At 28.4% G+C, this 19,014-nt stretch carries 19 protein-coding genes; 14 read left to right on the top strand and 5 right to left on the bottom strand.

Going from position 1 to position 19,014, the window contains the following annotated elements:
• Positions 1-105: 105 nt before the first annotated feature.
• The 6 genes from QP548_RS09810 (at position 106) to QP548_RS09785 (ending at position 5,032) form a co-directional block, all read left to right on the top strand.
• Positions 106-924 carry a phosphate ABC transporter substrate-binding protein gene (locus QP548_RS09810; protein WP_061426543.1) on the top strand — a complete coding sequence of 273 codons (819 nt, stop codon included), beginning with the start codon at positions 106-108 and terminating at the stop codon, positions 922-924.
• An 81-nt stretch (positions 925-1,005) separates the two neighbouring features.
• Positions 1,006-1,893 carry a phosphate ABC transporter permease subunit PstC gene (pstC, locus tag QP548_RS09805; protein ID WP_061426544.1) on the top strand — a complete coding sequence of 296 codons (888 nt, stop codon included), beginning with the start codon at positions 1,006-1,008 and terminating at the stop codon, positions 1,891-1,893.
• A gap of 2 nt (positions 1,894-1,895) precedes the next feature.
• Entirely contained in the window at positions 1,896-2,720 is an 825-nt protein-coding gene (gene pstA, locus QP548_RS09800; protein ID WP_003460575.1) for a phosphate ABC transporter permease PstA, read from the top strand.
• Between the two features lie 17 nt (positions 2,721-2,737).
• On the top strand, positions 2,738-3,499 hold the full coding sequence (gene pstB / locus QP548_RS09795) for a phosphate ABC transporter ATP-binding protein PstB (protein WP_003453508.1): 762 nt from the start codon (positions 2,738-2,740) through the stop codon (positions 3,497-3,499).
• Between the two features lie 24 nt (positions 3,500-3,523).
• Entirely contained in the window at positions 3,524-4,177 is a 654-nt protein-coding gene (gene phoU / locus QP548_RS09790; RefSeq protein ID WP_061426545.1) for a phosphate signaling complex protein PhoU, read from the top strand.
• Positions 4,178-4,336: 159 nt separating this feature from the next.
• Positions 4,337-5,032, top strand: a complete 696-nt coding sequence (locus tag QP548_RS09785; RefSeq protein ID WP_003460570.1) for a response regulator transcription factor — start codon at positions 4,337-4,339, stop codon at positions 5,030-5,032.
• Positions 5,033-5,207: 175 nt separating this feature from the next.
• Here the strand turns inward: QP548_RS09785 and QP548_RS09780 are convergent, their stop codons facing one another.
• The 5 genes from QP548_RS09780 to QP548_RS09760 form a co-directional block, all read right to left on the bottom strand.
• Positions 5,208-5,831: a DUF3793 family protein gene (locus QP548_RS09780; RefSeq protein WP_061426546.1), complete on the bottom strand. Its 624-nt coding sequence runs from the start codon at positions 5,829-5,831 to the stop codon at positions 5,208-5,210.
• 31 nt (positions 5,832-5,862) lie between these two features.
• Positions 5,863-6,279: a flavodoxin gene (locus QP548_RS09775; RefSeq protein WP_061426547.1), complete on the bottom strand. Its 417-nt coding sequence runs from the start codon at positions 6,277-6,279 to the stop codon at positions 5,863-5,865.
• Positions 6,280-6,693: 414 nt separating this feature from the next.
• Positions 6,694-8,352: a glutamine--tRNA ligase/YqeY domain fusion protein gene (locus QP548_RS09770; RefSeq protein WP_061426548.1), complete on the bottom strand. Its 1,659-nt coding sequence runs from the start codon at positions 8,350-8,352 to the stop codon at positions 6,694-6,696.
• Positions 8,353-8,603: 251 nt separating this feature from the next.
• Entirely contained in the window at positions 8,604-8,759 is a 156-nt protein-coding gene (locus QP548_RS09765; protein WP_003452998.1) for a zinc-ribbon domain-containing protein, read from the bottom strand.
• Positions 8,760-8,913: 154 nt separating this feature from the next.
• Positions 8,914-10,002, bottom strand: a complete 1,089-nt coding sequence (locus tag QP548_RS09760; RefSeq protein ID WP_236907329.1) for a GerAB/ArcD/ProY family transporter — start codon at positions 10,000-10,002, stop codon at positions 8,914-8,916.
• A gap of 95 nt (positions 10,003-10,097) precedes the next feature.
• Between QP548_RS09760 and QP548_RS09755 the strand changes: the two genes are divergently transcribed.
• The 8 genes from QP548_RS09755 to QP548_RS09720 all read left to right on the top strand — a co-directional run bounded on the left by QP548_RS09755 (position 10,098) and on the right by QP548_RS09720 (position 18,916).
• Entirely contained in the window at positions 10,098-11,519 is a 1,422-nt protein-coding gene (locus QP548_RS09755; protein WP_003461569.1) for a spore germination protein, read from the top strand.
• Positions 11,494-12,618 carry a Ger(x)C family spore germination protein gene (locus tag QP548_RS09750; protein WP_061426550.1) on the top strand — a complete coding sequence of 375 codons (1,125 nt, stop codon included), beginning with the start codon at positions 11,494-11,496 and terminating at the stop codon, positions 12,616-12,618. Before QP548_RS09755 ends, QP548_RS09750 begins: the two co-directional genes overlap by 26 nt.
• A gap of 200 nt (positions 12,619-12,818) precedes the next feature.
• Positions 12,819-13,952, top strand: a complete 1,134-nt coding sequence (locus QP548_RS09745; protein ID WP_061426551.1) for a helix-turn-helix domain-containing protein — start codon at positions 12,819-12,821, stop codon at positions 13,950-13,952.
• A gap of 75 nt (positions 13,953-14,027) precedes the next feature.
• Positions 14,028-14,441 carry an ATP-binding protein gene (locus QP548_RS09740; protein ID WP_061426552.1) on the top strand — a complete coding sequence of 138 codons (414 nt, stop codon included), beginning with the start codon at positions 14,028-14,030 and terminating at the stop codon, positions 14,439-14,441.
• Between the two features lie 296 nt (positions 14,442-14,737).
• Complete coding sequence (tyrS, locus tag QP548_RS09735) at positions 14,738-15,958, top strand: tyrosine--tRNA ligase (protein ID WP_061426553.1); 1,221 nt, start codon at positions 14,738-14,740, stop codon at positions 15,956-15,958.
• Positions 15,959-16,218: 260 nt separating this feature from the next.
• Positions 16,219-16,911, top strand: coding sequence for a metallophosphoesterase (locus tag QP548_RS09730; RefSeq protein ID WP_061426554.1), 693 nt, complete (start codon positions 16,219-16,221; stop codon positions 16,909-16,911).
• Positions 16,912-17,029: 118 nt separating this feature from the next.
• Positions 17,030-17,821 (top strand): GTP pyrophosphokinase, encoded by a 792-nt coding sequence (locus tag QP548_RS09725; RefSeq protein ID WP_003453085.1) that lies wholly within the window; start codon positions 17,030-17,032, stop codon positions 17,819-17,821.
• Positions 17,822-18,130: 309 nt separating this feature from the next.
• Entirely contained in the window at positions 18,131-18,916 is a 786-nt protein-coding gene (locus QP548_RS09720; RefSeq protein WP_081378494.1) for a hypothetical protein, read from the top strand.
• Positions 18,917-19,014 lie beyond the last annotated feature (98 nt).

The following is a 19,014-nucleotide window of genomic DNA, read 5'->3' as shown; positions in this document are numbered from 1 at the left end:
GAGAAATAATATTAATCTTGTAAGCGAAACAAAAATATAAAATTAAATAAAAATAAATTATTAGATTTTAAAATGTATATTAAATTTATATAAGCGGAGGAAAAAATGAATAGGAGAAGAGTAGTAATTGCATTAAGTAGTATTTTAGCAATGGGCTTTTTATTAACAGGATGTGGTGGAGGATCAAGAGCTAATATAATAAAAATTTCAGGCTCAAGTTCAGTAGGACCCTTAGTAGAGGCTGAAGCAGAAGTTTTTAAAAAGGAGATGCCAGATATTACTGTTGAGGTAAATCAATTAGGATCATCAGCAGGAATAAAAGATGCTATAAATGGAACTGTAGAGATAGGAATTTCTTCAAGAGATTTAAAGGAAAAGGAATTAGAATCTGGAATTAAAGAAAAACCTATTGCCTATGATGGTATGTCAGTAATAATTAATAATGAAAATCCAGTTCAAAACCTTACAATGGAGCAGATTAGAGAGATATATACAGGGAAAATAACAAACTGGAAAGAGGTTGGTGGAGAAGATACTCCAATAGTATTAGTTTCAAGGGAAGATGGATCAGGAACAAGAGATGCCTTCCAAGAAATTGTTGGATTCAATTCAGAAGAAATAAGTCCACAGGCTCAAATTTCAGATGGTTCTGGAAGTATTAAAACAATGGTAGCAGGAAATAAGAATGCAATAGGATATATATCCTTTAGTTATGTAGATGATTCAGTGCACGCTGTTAGTATTGATGGAGTAAATCCTACAGCTGAAAATGTACAAAATAAAAAGTACAAGCTATCAAGACCATTTTTATTAGTGTATAAAGAGGAAAATTTGAATGAAAATTCAAAGGAATTTATAGATTTCATAATGAGTAAAGAAGGACAAGAAATAGTTGAAGAAGATGGATTAATAAGTGTAACTTAATACTTATTTATTAAAGAGAATTAATTTAAGAAAAATGCCAAAGATATATTTATTGGATATTAATTTAAGATGGAGGTAAATATGGAAGCTAAAAGTCAGAATAATAAGGGTAAATATTTCATAGAAAGTTTAACTGAAAAGATCTTTTTAATTAGTGCCTCAGTAGCTGTAATAAGTTTGCTTTTAATAATAGGATTTGTTTTTTATAAGGGGTTAAGACCATTCATAGTAGAGGGGTACTCCTTCTGGGATTTTATATTTGGTACACAATGGATACCAAGTGCAAATAAATATGGAATATTACCTATGATTGTGGCTTCTTTAGGTGCTACAATAGGAGCTTTATTAATAGGGGTTCCTGTGGGAATATTAACAGCAATATTTATAGCAGAGATAGCACCAAAGAGAATATCAAAAATTATGTCAGGAGCAGTAGAACTTTTAGCTGGAATACCTTCTGTTTTATATGGAGTATTTGGATTAGCAATAATAGTTCCTACGATACAAGATATATTTAATTTACCTAAAGGACAAAGTTTGCTAGCTGTAATAATAGTATTAGCAATAATGATGTTACCGACGGTAATAACAGTATCAGAGACTGCTATAAGGGCTGTACCTAATGCATATAAAGAAGGGTCATTAGCTTTAGGGGCATCAAAAACTGAAACAATATTTAAAGTTATTGTACCAGCTGCCAAATCAGGAATAATGACAGGGGTAGTATTAGGAATCGGTAGAGCAATTGGAGAGACAATGGCAGTTATATTAGTAGCGGGAAATACACCAGTTATTCCAAGTTCTATAATGGATAGTGTAAGACCTCTTACAACTAATATAGCCTTAGAAATGGGTTATGCATTTGGAACTCACCAAGAAATGCTATTTGCAACAGGGGTAGTATTATTTACATTCATATTAATACTAAACTTAGTACTTAGTAAACTTTCTAACAAGGGCGGTAAATAAATATGAGAAAAGTTAAAGATAATATATTAAATGGGTTAGTTTGGTTATCAGCCATCTTTACAATAGGAATTCTTGTAATTATTTTAGGATTCATATTTATAAAGGGCATAGGAAAAATAAATTTAACATTCTTAACAAGTAATTATTCAGCTGGTGGCGGTGGTGGAATATTGCCAATGATAGTAACAACCTTATGGACTGTTTTACTTTCCTTAGCAGTGGCTACTCCCATAGGAGTTTTGGGAGCTGTATATTTACAAGAATATGCTAAACAAGGAAAGATGGTTAAGTTTATAAGATTTGCTACTGAAAGTTTAGCAGGTATTCCTTCAATTGTTTATGGATTATTTGGAGGTATATTCTTTGTAGTAGCTTTAAAAATGGGGTATTCAATTTTAGCAGGTTCATTAACAGTATCAATAATAATTTTACCTGTAATAATTAGAACTACAGAAGAAGCTTTAAAAACTGTGCCAGAATCATATAGAGAAGCATCCTTAGGATTAGGTGCTACAAAGTTTCAAACTTTATATAAAGTAATATTACCAAGTGCAATGCCTGGAATACTTTCAGGAGTAATATTATCAATAGGACGTATAATAGGGGAATCAGCAGCTATATTACTTACTGCTGGAACTGTTGCACAAATGCCAAAAGGAATTTTTTCAAGTGCAAGAACACTTACAGTTCAAGCTTACCTTGTAACAAAGGAAAAAGGAGATATAGAAACAGCAGCGGCAGTTGGAATAGTTCTTATAGTTATAATACTAGCATTAAATATTTCAGCTAAGTTAATAGCTAAAAAATTTAATAAGGCAAACTATTAATTTAAGGTGGTATTAAGATGAGTGATAAGAAAACAAAAATTCAAGTAAGAGATTTAGATTTATTTTATGCAAGTAATCATGCGTTAAAGAAAATTAATATAGATATAAAAGAAAATGAAGTTACAGCACTAATTGGTCCTTCAGGATGTGGTAAATCAACTTTCCTTCGTACTTTAAATAGAATGAATGATTTGATTCCTATAGTTAGAATTGAAGGAGAAATACAGGTCGATGGAAAAGATATATATAAAGACGATGATGTTATAGCACTTCGTACTAAAGTAGGGATGGTATTTCAAAAGCCTAATCTTTTCCCAATGAGTATATATGATAATGTTGCTTATGGTCCAAGAGTACATGGAATAAAGGATAAGAAGGTTTTAGATAAGATTGTAGAAGAGAGTTTAAGAGATGCTGCTATTTGGGATGAGGTTAAGAATAGATTAAAATCTTCTGCCTTAGGTCTTTCAGGAGGGCAGCAACAAAGAATATGTATTGCTAGAGCTATAGCTATGAATCCAGAAATAATTCTTATGGATGAGCCAACATCAGCTTTAGACCCAATATCAACATTAAAAGTAGAAGAGCTTATAAGAAAGCTTGAGGATAAATATACTATAGTAATAGTAACACATAATATGCAGCAAGCGGCGCGTATATCAGATAAAACAGCATTCTTCTTAAATGGAGAGCTTGTAGAGTTTAGTGATACTAATACAATCTTTACAAATCCAAGAGATAAGAGAACAGAAGATTATATAACAGGAAGATTTGGTTAAAATTATAAGGGGTGATTAGAGTAAATGAGTATAGATGATTTAAGAATAAGTATAAAAGAATTAAAATCTGAAACTAAAGAAATGATGGAATTATGTGAATTGGCCATAGAAAAATCAGTAGACTCAATAGTTAATAAAGATTTAGAGCTAGCTAGAGAAGTTATAAAAAGGGATGATGATATAGATAACTTAAGAAATAAAATAATTGAAAAATCTATTGAACTTACTGCTTTAAAGCAGCCTATGGCTAAAGATTTAAGAAATGTATATGCCTTATCAACTATAGCTATGGAACTTGAGAGAGTAGGAGATTATTCAGTAAATATAGCTATGGAAACAATAAAAATAGATAATGAAGAGCATATTACAGGAATGGTAGGAATACCTAAAATGAAATCAGTTTGTTTAAATATGCTAAATGCTGCAAAAAATGCATTAGATAGTAATGAAACAAAGTTAGCCTATGATGCCGTCTTAGAGGATAATATAGTTGATGATTTATATAATGATGTTTATGTAAATTTATTAGCTGCAATGCATAAAGATTCTAATAATATAAATCAAGGGGTTAAATTAATATTTGTTGCTAGGTATTTAGAGAGAATAGGTGATCATATAACTAATGTTTGTGAAAATATAGTATATGCCATAAAAGGTGATATGACTGAACTAGGATAATAACATAAAATATAAATAAGATAAAATTTAGCTTATTAGGTCTGACTTAATTAGTATAATAATTTAAAGATATATCTATAAGTGGTATATCTTTTTTTGTTTTCAATATTGTGATAAGCTATAAAATAGGGTAGTGTTTTGGGTAAAGGAGGGACAAGTATGACAAATAAAAAAGTCCTAATAGTAGATGATGAGGAACATATTAGAGAACTTATAAAATTTAATTTAAAAAAAGAGGGATATGATACAGAGGTTGCTGTTAATGGAACTGAAGCTCTAAAGATTATAAGAGAAATTAAGTTTGATTTAATACTTTTAGATTTAATGCTTCCAGAAATAGATGGCTTAGAAGTATGTAAAGAAATTAGAAGAAATGAAGAAACTTCAGATATTCCAGTAATGATGATTACAGCAAAGGGGGAAGAGTTTGATAAAGTATTAGGCTTAGAACTTGGAGCAGATGATTATATAACAAAGCCATTTTCAATAAGAGAACTTATGGCTAGAGTAAAAGCTTTACTTAGAAGAAGTAATGTTAAAAAAGAAGAAAATATAATTAAATTTGGTGATGTAGTAGTTAATTTTAAAACAAGAGAAGTAACAAAAGGAACTCAAAATGTAGAATTAACATTAAAGGAGTTTGAATTATTAAAGCTTCTTATAAAGAATAAGGGCAATATATTAACTAGAGAACTTTTGCTTGACAAAATTTGGGGATATGAATACATAGGTGAAACAAGAACAGTAGATGTTCATATTAGACATTTACGTAAAAAGATTGAAAGCGATGATAAAAATCCTCAATATATTCAAACTATAAGAGGAGTTGGGTATAAGTTTACAAGTAATGAATAATTACAATGTAAAGGATAAACTTATAATTAGTTACTAGAGTAGTATATCAAGAAACACATTGATTATATGAAGAGAAAATTAAATTTATAGGTATAGTAAAATTAGAATAAAAATAAGTAAAAATAAAACCACTCAGATAATGGCAGAAATCTGAGTGGTTTGTTAGCAATGAGAGTTAAATATTAAATTTATATACATTATTTGTCAAGTCATAAACTTCCTTTAAATCCTTACCAGAAAGTAAGTGATTCATTATTATTTCTTTTGAACTATCATAAAGTTCAAAGATTTCTTGGGCTTTTTTCTCTTCTTCATATACCTTCCAATATCCACAAAGAAGACATTTGCTTTCGGTGCATTCCATAAAGCATTCTACATCTTTAACTGGAATTCCTAGAAAAATACCTAATTCATGAGGACAATGGAATGAATCATATCTATTAACTAAATGAGTTAATATTTCATCAATGCTCATAGTTAATCTATAGTCCAGTTTTTCTAAAAAATCCATGGAAGATTTTTTATATACAGTATTCATTAAATTTATTTCATCATAAATTAATACTACCTTAGAATTTATAGTTTCTCTAAGCAATATGTACTTTAGATTAAGATCCTTTAAAAAATCTTCACCATACATATCCCAAAGCTTATATAAATTATGACCTTGCTTTGAAAGAGTAATAGTGGAAGAAGGTTTAATCCCTGTTATTACAGGAGAAATTAAATATGATATAAAGGATCTCATATATTTTTCGTTGTTAAGAGTTTCTAAGAGATTAAGAAAATCATTATTCATTTCAGCTTCTTCCACCTTTCTTTCAAATAAATTAAAGTGCTTTACCAGCAGCTTTACAATTTTCTATGTCTTCTCCTTCTGGAGCATTATTAACTATTAATGTATTTACTACATTTGCACCGTAGTCTTCCATTCTATCTTTCCAAGTATCCATCCATTCACCAGTTCCCCAGTCATATGAACCGAATAGTAAAGTTGGTTTTCCAGATACAATTCCTGAAATTTCTTCAACAAATGGATCCATTTCGCCTTCTTCAATAGTTTCACATCCCATAGCAGGAGAACCTAAAGCTAATACATCACATCCTTCTACATCTAGAGTAGATGCATCAGAAACATTTAAAAGTTTTACTTCTAATCCGTTTTCTTTAGCTCCTTCAGCTATTAAGTTAGCCATAGCTTCTGTATTACCAGAACCTGACCAAAAAATAATATTTAATTTTTTCATATATATCACCTCGTAAATTTAATTCTTATTATTAATGAAAATCAATTTCAATTAGTTTATGTCATTATAATACAATAGTAAGATAATAATGTCAATAGTAAATGATAATAATTTTCAATAAGTGGTGAAAATTTTTTTAAATGAAAAAGAATAAAGAGAAATAAAGTGTATATGCTTCTTTGAAAATTAAAGGTATGGAAAATTTATAATAGATTTTTGAGGAGAGTAAGGAATATAGAAAATATTTAACTTAAATTAGAGAAAATAAATACAAGTAAAATTTATTAATAGATTTAAATAAGAAAAAGGGCAGTATCAAATATTAACATAAAACTTATAAACAGTATAAATAGAATAGAGTTATAGGTTTTATTAAAAAATATTTTGATACATGCCCTTAAATATTATTTTTTATTATTTTAATTTAAATGAACTCTTTAATGAAACTATTCTGTTGAATACTAAATTATCATCACTTGTGAAATTAGGATCAACATTGAAGTATCCATGTCTAAATAATTGATATTTATCTTGAGGTTTAGCATCTTTAGCGCTTGGCTCAATGAATCCCTTACATATAGTTAATGAGTTAGGATTTATTTGCTCAAGGAAGTGCTTTCCTTCATTTTCTTCACAATCATCTAAGATTAATGGTTCATATAATCTAAATTCAGCAGGAATACAGTTATTAGCATCAACCCAGTGGATTGTTCCTTTAACTTTTCTTCCAGTAAATCCAGTTCCACTCTTAGTTTCTGGGTCATAAGTACAGTGAATTTCTGTAACTTCACCATTTTCATCTTTTATTACTTCGTTACATTTTACAAAATAAGCACCTTTTAATCTTACTTCGTTTCCTGGGAATAATCTGAAATATTTCTTTGGAGGATTTTCCATGAAATCTTCTCTTTCAATATAAACTTCTCTTGAGAATGTAACAGCTCTTTTACCAGCTGATTCATCCTTAGGATTATTTTCTATTTCAAGAATTTCTGATTCTCCTTCAGGGTAGTTTGTTATAACTAATTTAAGTGGATTTATAACAGCCATAGCTCTTGGAGCAGTTTCTTGAAGGTCTTCTCTTATGAAATGCTCAAGCATTTGAGAATCAACAGTAGAGTCTGCCTTAGCAACCCCTATAGCTTTACAGAAGTTTCTTATTGACTTAGGAGTATAACCTCTTCTTCTAAGTCCAGCAACAGTAGGCATTCTTGGGTCATCCCAACCATCAACTATGCCTTCATCAACTAATTGCTTTAATTTTCTTTTACTCATAACAGTGTTTGTGATATTAAGTCTTGCAAACTCAATTTGTCTTGGAACACTTTCCATTTCACATTCTTTAACGAACCAATCATATAATGGTCTGTGATCAGCAAATTCTAAAGTACAAATAGAGTGAGTTATTCCTTCAATAGCATCTTCTAATGGATGAGCAAAGTCATACATAGGGTAGATACACCATTTATCACCTGTATTATGGTGACTAGCATGAGCAATTCTATAAATTATAGGATCTCTAAAGTTTATATTAGGTGAGCTCATATCTATTTTAGCTCTTAAAACTTTTGAACCATCCTCGAATTCACCTTTTCTCATTCTTTCAAATAAATCTAAGTTTTCTTCAACTGATCTATTTCTATAAGGACTTTCCTTACCAGGCTCAGTAAGAGTACCTCTATATTCTTTGATTTCTTCTGGCGTTAAATCACAAACATAAGCTTTTCCTTTTTTTATTAAAAGTAGAGCTCTTTTATACATTTCATCAAAGTAGTTTGATGCAAAATGTAATTCACTCCAGTTATAACCTAACCAATTAACATCTTCTTTAATAGATTCAACGTATTCAGTATCCTCTTTAGTTGGATTTGTATCATCAAATCTTAGGTTAGTTCTTCCGTTAAACTCTTTTCCTAACTCAAAGTTTAAAACTATAGACTTTGCATGACCTATATGTAAATATCCATTAGGTTCAGGCGGAAAACGAGTTATTATTGTATCATGTTTTTTGCTATCTAAATCATCTATTATTATATTTCTTATAAAGTTTGATGAGTGCTCAGCATTTGACATTGTTTATCATCCCTTTTCTCTCATTTTTATATACTCATAAATATATCATAAAAAGCAAAATCTATCCATAATATATTAAAAAATGAGTATATAGTTTTTAATAAAATTATATTTAATTATGTATAAAAATCATAAGTTAGATTGCTCTATATAATATTTCCAAATAAGATTAATTTTATGAAATAGAAATGAAAAAAGTTCTGCAAAGTGCAGAACTTTTAATTTATGAATAAACTTGCGTTAATTATCAATTATCTATTCATTTTTTGAGCTTTTCTTGCTTTTCTGCAAGCTGGGCATCTAACTGGATCGTTTTCAAATCCTTTTTCTTTGAAGAATTCTTGCTCTCCTACAGTGAATACGAATTCTTTTCCACAGTCTTTACAAACTAAATTTTTATCTTCCATTTCTTTTACCTCCTGTAAAATTTACTAGGTACGTTTGAGATCTATACTATAAAACTAATAAAATAAATTTTACAGGACAGAAATAAAGTACATATCTACTAAATTTTATTTTATATATTGATTATATCATATAGAAAAAAGAATACAATACTTTTTACTTTAAATATTTAAATTTCTGACGCTTAAAATAAGCTAGTGTATATATGATTATAGGGCATATAAACAGCACTATCAAAAGTATGTATTGATAGTATCTTAATAGTATAAAAAGGGTGTATATATTCTTAGCAGCTAAGTAAGAAAAGGCATATACTATTACTGAAATTAATGCTATAAAATTACGTTTATATTTTACCCTATCTTTCCAGATTGTATACAATGAAAAAATAGTTATTAGGTATTTTACAACCCAAGAAAGAGTAGAGGAAATCATTACAAAAACATTTCCATTTTCTACAAAACCACCAAAATAAATTCTTTGAGTTTGAACAAATTGAGGATAGAATACATTTGCAGATCTCAAAGAACCTAGGGTTGATATTAGTATAACAACACACAAAGCACAAAATATAGATGTTAAAAGTATTGTGTTTATTGAGGTTTTCTTTAAGTTTTTCTTATCATCTATTCTTGGAAGTATAGGTAAAACCATAGCTAAGCTTGATAAGGAGCCTAATTGAGTTAAAGCACAAAGAATATATTCTGAAATTCTTCTATCCTTAAATATAGGAAGAAGAAGTGTGTAATCTATATATCTAATATTTAATAATGCTAATAACAAATTGATTGCCAGCACAATGCTTACACAAACTATACATATTATAAGTATACTATTAAATCTATTTTTACCTATTAAAAATACAGTTATTATGAAAAATAATAAACAATACCATATTGGAGTTTGAGCAAAAATATTAACGTTTATAGAAGATGAACTTACAGAAGCTGATTCTATGCACATTAATACTAAAGTCATTGAAAATATTAATATATAAATATTTCCTAAAGGTTTACCAAGGACTATATAGCAAGTTTCTTTAAAATCATAATAGTCTATCTTGGAGATTACACTAAAAATAAAGGAAGTTACAAAGAAAAATATAATTCCAGAGATTATAGTGAAAATCCAAGTATCTCTTCCACCTATTTTTATAAATAAGGATGTATAGTTAACCAAAGATGTACTTATGGCAGCAATGATAAAAAATATAAAATGTCTTGCAGTTAGCTTTCCCAAAGACATCACCTCATTTCTTTTATAATTTCAAATTTTAGTATTCTCAAAAAAATGAATATTAAACATAATACTAGCGGATAATATTTTTGGGTGATAAATGAATGCAAAAACAATTAGATTTCTTAAAAGACAAATTAAAAGATAGTTTTGATGTTAAGTATAGGGAGGTGGATACAGCTTTAGGACCGGCCACAATTGTTTTTATGGATGTTTTATGTTCTACTCAGTTCATAAGTGAGTATATAGTAAAACCATTAACCTTAGTTAAGGATGGAATAAAAGATGAAAATGATATTATGACTAAGGTTATAGATATAAACATAACAAATTGGTCAAAGGATAAAAATGATACATTACTTCATGTATTATCAGGAGATGTAGTAATAATCTTTGATAAGTTTGATAAGGTGATTTATTGCGAAACAAAGGGTTATACAAGAAGAGGTGTTGGAATTCCAATAACAGAAGCAGTAATAAAGGGACCTAGAGAAGGTTTTAATGAGGCTTTTGTTGATAATGTTACATTATTGAGAAGAAGAATAAAAAATCATAATTTAAAATTTGAGCCTTTATATGTAGGGGAAGATACTCAAACTGTAGTATGCATATCTTATATAAAAAATAAAGCTCCAAAGGAATTAATTGATGAAATCAGAGAAAAAATAAAGAATTTGGATTATAAGTTTATATTAGATACTAATTATATTGAAGCTAAACTTAGAGAAGATAGAACTTTATTTGATACTGTTGGATATACAGAAAAAGCAGATGAGGTAGCAGCAAAACTATTAGAAGGAAGGGTTGCAATAATAGTAGATGGAACTCCTTTTGTTCTTACAGTACCTTTCTTTTTTATAGAAAATTTTCAAACACCAGATGATTATTATTTAAATAGGTATTTTACTAGTTTTACTAGAATTTTAAGATGGATAGCATTTTTTATTGCTATGTTTTTACCAGGAATATATGTTGCATTAGTTACTCATCATTTTTCGGTTTTACCTAGTTTATTTGTCTTTAGACTAGCAGTTGCTAGGGCTGGGGTTCCATTTCCTATAGTAGCAGAGGTAATAATAATGATGTTATTATTCCAAATAATAAAAGAAGCAGGTTTAAGATTGCCTCAACCTATAGGAACATCTATGAGTTTAGTATCAGGGCTTATTTTAGGAGAGGCTGCTGTGGGAGCTGGTATTGCTTCAAGAATAACTATTGTAGTAGTTGCCTTAAGTGCCGTTTGTTATTTCTTAATTCCTAAGCTTTATGGTGCAGTATCAATTTGGAGTATAGGAATAGTAATTACAGCTGCCTTTTTTGGAATTCCTGGTGTGATTTTAATAAGCGTTGTATTATTATCTCACTTAGCACATTTAAGAAGTTGTGAATATCAATACTTATTCCCACTAGGAACTTTAAATAGATATAAATTTAAAGACATTATTATGAGAGGAAGATTAGACGAAATATCAAAAGATATAGTCGGTAAGGATGGTAAAAATGAACCTAAAGAAAGTTATAGCTAGTTTACTAAGCATAATAATTATGTCAACCATGCTTATTGGTTGCTATAATTATAAGGATATAAATAGAGTTACATTTGTAACAAGCTTAATATTTGATGAAAATGAAGTGGGAAATATAGATATATATTTAGATTGTGTAAAACCTTATAGAAGTTCAAATGAAAGTTCTGATAAAGGAAGAAGAGTCTTATATAAAGGTACTGGAAAAACAGTTTTAGAAGCTATGAAAGATATAAATATGTATTCTAGTAGTAAGCTAGATTTTACTCAATGCAAAGGATATATATTTACAGAGAAAGCAGCTAAAAATGGTATAAGAAAGTACATAGATATTATAAATAAGAATCAAGAATTCATGATTAGACCTTATATGTTTGTCTTATTTGGTTCTCCAGAAGAACTTTTAAATGATGTAACTGTTGATGAAGAATATTTAGGTGTTTTTATTGATGATTTAGTTCAAAGAATGAATAAAAGTCCTAGAGTTATAGCTATTGATGCTAATGATTATTTAGAACTGAGAACTAATTATGGGAACTTATTGGTCTTAGGTGCATTAAGTATAAGAGATGATATGGAAGAAAAAAGACTAGAGTTAAGCGGAGGAGCCTTGCTAAAAAATGAAGTTTTAGTGAGAAGAATAACCGCAGAGGAAGGCATGAGCTATAATCTTTTAATGGGAGATTTAGAAAGCGGAACCCTAGAAGTTATGAATCCTCAAGACCCCAATACTTTTATAACCTTAGATATATCAAATGCAAAAACAAAGACATCAATAAGTTATGATGGAGAAAATATAACTCTTTACAAAGATATAAAAGTTAAATGTTTAATTGGGGAATCACAATCAAGACTCATTGTAGATGAAAAACTTTTAAATCTTTTAGAGTTAGAAGAAGAGGCAGTAATAAAACAATACTTAGAACTTTTCTTTGAAAGTTTTAAAGAGAGTGATATAGACATTGTTAATGTTGGTAATCTTTTTTATAGAAAATATCCAGATGAGGTATTAGAAAAGGATCCTATAAGCATTACAAATTTAAAGCTTAATGTTGATGTTGAAATTGATGGCACAACAATTACAGGAAATACACTCTAAAATAAGCCTATATTTTAAGTGGAAATTGCTTTTAAGATGCAGATTAAGAGCGAACTTAATTTAATAAATAGTTTCTCTTAAATTATAAATATAATCAATAAAAAAAGCCTATGGAATATAATGTTCTATGGGCTTTAATTTTATGATATATTTTATTTAAGGTATATAGGGAATAATATTTATTAAAGAAGAGGGTTATTATGAATGAGAATAAACTGAGAAATTTAATAAAGAAAAATGAATATGAGAAATTAGATTTTAAATTAAAGATAGAACTTTTTACAGAAAGTGTGAAAAAAGAACTTGCAAAGGATATATGTGCTATAGCTAATTCCAGAGGGGGAAGAGGTTATATAATAATAGGAGTTGAGGATAAAACAAAGAAAATAGTTGGTGTAGATGCCGATTATATTACTGAAGAAAGAGTTCAACAAATAGTTGCCTCAAGGATTGAACCGCCTGTTCCTATAAGTTTAGAGGAATGTTTTTTAGATGGAAAAAGATTGTTGGTAATAGTAATATTTAATAGCTATCAAAAGCCTTATCAAATCAGAGAAAATGGAGCCTTTTATATAAGAAGAGGCTCAACTACTGATATTATGAGAAAACAAGAGCTTTTATCAGAATTTCAAAAAGGTATAAGCTTTAATTTAGAGACATGTCCCATAGTAAATAGTAATATAGATTTTTTAAATGAGGAATTAGTAAAAAGATATTTTTATCTAAAGGGTATTAAAATATCTAAGGAAAATAGAGAGTTTTTACTTAGTAGTAGCAATATAATTCATAAAAATAATATCTCTGGAAAATTAATGTGTACACTAGGTGGATTATTAGTTTTTTCAGATGTAAATAGTATTTATATACCACACAATATGATAAAAATAAGAAATTTATTATGTGGAGAACAAACCTTTATAATAAGAGGAAATATTTTAGATATGATGAAAAGTATGGAGAAAAAAATAAGAGAAATAGTACCTAATGAATATCCAGTGGCTTTAATAATTGATACTATAAGAAATATTATGATATACAGAGATTACTCTCAATATAATAAGATTGTTGAGGTAGTTTTAGGAAAGAGGGAGTTAATAGTATATTGCCCAGGGGAAATTGTAAAAAGATATAGGGATGGACGTATAGGATATATAAAGAGAAATATGTGGATATATGAAAAAATAATAAGCTTAGATAGCAGAGATGGGGAAATGAATTATAATTTAGGGGGAAAAGAAGTAAAGGAGAGCTTTACTAATAAGGTGAAAGTTATAACAGTCAATGAAGAGAATATAACTAAATTTATATTTAATAAATATAGAACAATAGGTTAATATTTTGAGGGTATTAGGAATATTATATATAAAGTAAGTTTTTACCTGAGAAAATATTATTAAGGGGTGGTAAAGATGATTCAATTATTCTTTAACCAAAGAGGCGCTGGAAAGAGCAAAAATTTAGTTAAACTAGCTAATGAAGAAATTGAAAAGTCTAAAGGAAGTATTATTTTTATTGATGATGATAATAAAAGAATGCTACAGTTAAATAAAAAGGTTAGACTTATACCTATGGACAATTATTGTGTAAAGAGTTATGATCAATTTTATGGATTTTTACAAGGGATAATTTCTAGAGATTATGATGTAGAAAGTATATATATTGATAGCATAGCAAATATTTTAGAGGATATAGAATTAGAAGACCTAGAAAATTATTTGAGAAAAATAGAACTTATGAGCAGAGAATTGAATGTAAACGTATTTGTAACTATTCATGGAGATGTGAAAGTAATGCCTGAAAATATCAAGAAATATGTGGCTTAAGCTTTAGCTAGTTTAGAAAATAAATTGTTTTATATAGATTTATGTAGTATTTATGATATTTAATACTATGGGTATAATAAGAACTATAATTAAAAGTTATGGTTCTTATTTTTTTTATATATTTTTAGTGAGCCTTGGTTTTGGCTAGTTATTTAGATTTGTCTAATTAAAAAATAGCTTTTTTTTAAAATCAATTGAGAATTAATATAATAAAGGATATACTATATACTATATGACATGCTAAATATAGCAACAGCAATTAAGCTGGATTAGAATTTTTTTGGAGGGATAAACAAATGGCTAATGTATTAGATACGTTAATGGAACGTGGGTACATAAAACAGTTTACTCATGAAGCTGAAACAAGAGAACTTTTAGAAAAGGAAAAAGTTACTTTTTATATAGGATTTGACCCAACAGCTGATAGTTTACATGTAGGACACTTCATTGCAATGATGTTTATGGCTCATATGCAAAAGGCTGGACATAGACCAATAGCTTTAATTGGTGGAGGTACAGCTACAATTGGAGATCCAAGTGGTAAGACTGATATGAGAAAGATGATGACAAATGAGACTATAGCTCATAATGTTGCTTGTATCAAAAAGCAAATGGAGAAATTTATCGATTTTTCAGATGATAAAGCTATACTTGTTAACAATGCTGATTGGTTATTAAATCAAAACTATGTTGAATTCTTAAGAGAGGTTGGAGTTCACTTCTCAGTTAACAGAATGCTTTCAGCAGAATGTTTTAAACAAAGACTTGAAAGAGGTCTTTCATTCTTAGAATTCAACTACATGTTAATGCAAGGATATGACTTCTATGTTTTAAATAAAAAATACAACTGTAAAATGGAGCTAGGTGGAGATGACCAATGGTCAAACATGATAGCTGGTGTTGAGCTTGTAAGAAGAAAATCACAAGAGAGTGCATATGCTATGACTTGCACATTATTAACTAACTCAGAAGGACAAAAAATGGGTAAAACAGTTAATGGTGCATTATGGTTAGATCCAGAGAAAACTTCTCCATACGAGTTCTACCAATACTGGAGAAATGTTAATGATGCAGACGTTGAAAAATGCTTAAAATTATTAACATTTGTTCCAATGGATGAAGTTAGAAGACTTTCAAGTTTAGAAGGTTCTCAAATAAATGAAGCTAAAAAAGTTTTAGCATTTGAGGTAACTAAACTTGTACATGGTGAAGAGGAAGCTACAAAGGCTCAACAAGCTGCTGAAGCTTTATTTGGAAAAGGTGGAGACATGAGTAATGTTCCAACTTATGAAATGGGAAAAGATAAGTTAGGTGCTGAACTTTTAGATATTTTAGTTGAAGCTGAAATAGTTCCATCAAAAGCTGAAGGAAAAAGACTTGTTAAGCAAGGTGGATTATCATTAAATGGAGAAAAAGTTGCTGACTTTAAAAAGACATTAGAAGAAGCTGACTTTGAAAATGGTGAAGTTTTAATTAAAAGAGGTAAGAAAAACTACAATAAAATAGTTTTAGCATAATTCTTTTTTAGAAGAGTGTATTAGAATATATTAGCTAATTATTATTTGGGGGTAATATATTCTATTTACACTCTTTTTATTTTTAATCTCCAGTTTTTATTTCTACCACTTTGAAACTTGTATATATAATTAATAAAAGTGTATAATAAATTACTGACAAAATGTAGATTAGTTTAGATGATTTATTTTATTTACTAAAGAAAATATTTTCTCTAATAATTACATGCAAGATTAAATAGATATATGAAAGGTGATGAAATATGGCGTTATATGCTATCTCTGATTTGCATTTAGCACTTAATACAGATAAACCAATGGATATCTTTGGTGAGAAGTGGCGTAATCATCATGAGAAGATAAAAGAAAATTGGAATAATAAAATTACAGAGGAAGATACTGTTTTAATAGCAGGGGATATTTCTTGGTCAATGAAATCAGATGAAAGTAAAGATGATTTAGATTGGATAGACGCACTTCCAGGTAAAAAGATAATAATTAAAGGGAATCATGATTATTGGTGGGGAAGTATTTCTAAGCTCAATAAAATGTATGAAAATACAAAGTTCATACAAAATAATTTTTTTACATATAAAGATTGGGCTATATGTGGAAGCAGAGGGTGGATTTGTGAAGGTTCTGATAAATTCACACAAAAGGATAAAAAGATTTTTGATAGGGAACAGATAAGATTAAGATTATCTTTAGAAGAAGCTAAAAAGGCAGGTCATGAAAAGATAATATGCATGGTACATTATCCACCTACAAATGAGAAATTTGAGGATTCAGCCTTTATAAATATATTTAAAGAGTTTGGTGTTAATAAGGTTATTTATGGTCATCTTCATGGTATGGCACTTAAGGGCAAAGTATTAAATGAAGAGAGAGATGGAATAGATTATAAGCTTACAAGCTGTGATTTTATAAATTTTGATCCAATAAAAATCTTAGATTAATACACTGTTTCATGTAAAATTAAGATTTTGAAATATTTAGTTTTAATACTTTTTTTGGTATAATGAGCGAGGAGAGTTAAATAAATCTCTCTAAGAGAGTTAGGAAATAGGTGGTTCTATGGCTATACAAAATTGGAAAGACTTTTTAACTCCTTATGATCAAGCAGTAAGTGAATTAAAGGTAAAGTTAAGAAGTATTAGAAAAGAATTTAGAAGAAAAAATGAATATTCTCCAATCGAGTTTGTAACTGGAAGGGTGAAAGAGGTATCTAGTATATTAGAAAAGGCAAATAAATATAGTATTCCTGTAGATAGAATCCAATATGAGATGGAGGATATTGCAGGTATAAGAATAATGTGCCAATTTGTTGATGATATAGATACTGTTGTCAATATTATAAGGAATAGAAAAGATATGCAAGTTCTTTATGAAAAGGACTATGTTAGCAATGTAAAACCAAGTGGCTATAGAAGCTATCATGTGGTTATAAGATATCCTATAAATATGGCAGATGGACAAAAAGATATACTTGCTGAATTCCAAATAAGAACTTTAGCAATGAATTTCTGGGCTACAATAGAACATTCTTTAAATTATAAGTATAAAAAGAATCTGCCAAAGGACATACAATTTAAATTAAAACGTGCAGCTGATGCAGCATTTACTTTAGATGAAGAAATGCTTGAAATAAAAGATGAAATAAAGGATGCTCAAACTTTATTTGAGGTTAAATCAGATATTATAAGTACTATAATGAATAGTATATTAAATCTTATTTCAATAGGAAAAGTGGCTGAGGCTTCTAGATATCAAATAAGTTTAAATAAACTTATTGAAGAGGGAGAAGTTTGGGAACTTAATAATTTATTAAGAGCTGTCCAAAGAGACATAGATAAGTATAATGTATAATATTTAAATAAAAGTAGTTTTTAATGCCACCTTATTTAAAGGTGGCATTTTTATTTTTAAACTTTATTTTAAGTGAAAGTTGATTTTTATATAAATATTTAGGGGAAAATTAATTTGGTAAAGAATTTTTATTGTTTATTTTAAAATTTTGTTTTATGTCTTTATATTTAATAATAATTGTTATATAATAATAAATGCAATTTAGAAAGTTGAGAGAATTACTCAACTTTAACGGAGCAACACATTATTTGAGTTTTAAAATGATTGAGCATTTATTGAGAGAAAAATAAAATTGAGGAAGTGTAATTTATGAATGCTATGGATAATTTAGAATTAAAAAAGATTAAGGAAAATCCTTTATATATAAGAGAAATAGAAAATCCATCAGAGGAGATGCAGCTAGAGGCTATTAAGAAAAATCCATTTACAATTCAATATGTTGAGAATCAATGTGAAAAATGTAAAGAGGAAGCTGTAAGAAGAAATCCAACTACTATAGAGTATGTTGAAAATCCATCAGAGGAAATATGCATATTAGCAGTAAAATCTCTATGGAATGCCTTAAAGCTTATTAAGGAACCTTCAGAAAAGGTAGTTGAAGAGGCTGTTAAAACTAAGGGGTGGGCTATACAATTTGTGAAAAATCCTTCAGAAAAGTTAAAACAAATAGCTGTTTCTAAGGATTATGATGCAATAAAGTATATAGAAGATCCATCACCAGAAGTTCAGCTTATAGCTGTTAAAAATCATTGGTCAGCAATTAAATTTATAAAAAATCCTACTTTAGAAGCAATGAGAACTTCAGTTAAGGAAGATGCTGAGGCAATAAACTTCTTACCAAACTATACTTATGAAGATTTAGAAACTTTTATAGGAGACAATATAAATGTTGTTAAATATCTTTATGAAAGTATAGATGTTGATATGGTTGTTGATATACTTACAAAAAAAGTTGCAGAAGAGAATGTAGATGAAAGTTATCTTTTAGATTTTATCGATTTAGAAGTCTTAGAGATGAACAAAGTAGAATTTATCAAAGAATATGGAAGTAAAAGAGCAAAGATAATATTAGTAGACAGTATGTTATCAATATAAAAATAGAGATTTAAAAATATAAAATATAGCTTAGTTGAGAAAGTATTTTAGATTTTTCAAAAGAGAGGTTATAAGGTAAGTTTCACGGAGAGATTTAT

It is taken from the genome of Clostridium sp. UMB9555A, from assembly GCF_030222355.1.
Lineage (GTDB): Bacteria > Bacillota > Clostridia > Clostridiales > Clostridiaceae > Sarcina > Sarcina perfringens.
This window is presented reverse-complemented; position numbering and strand designations above follow the sequence as displayed.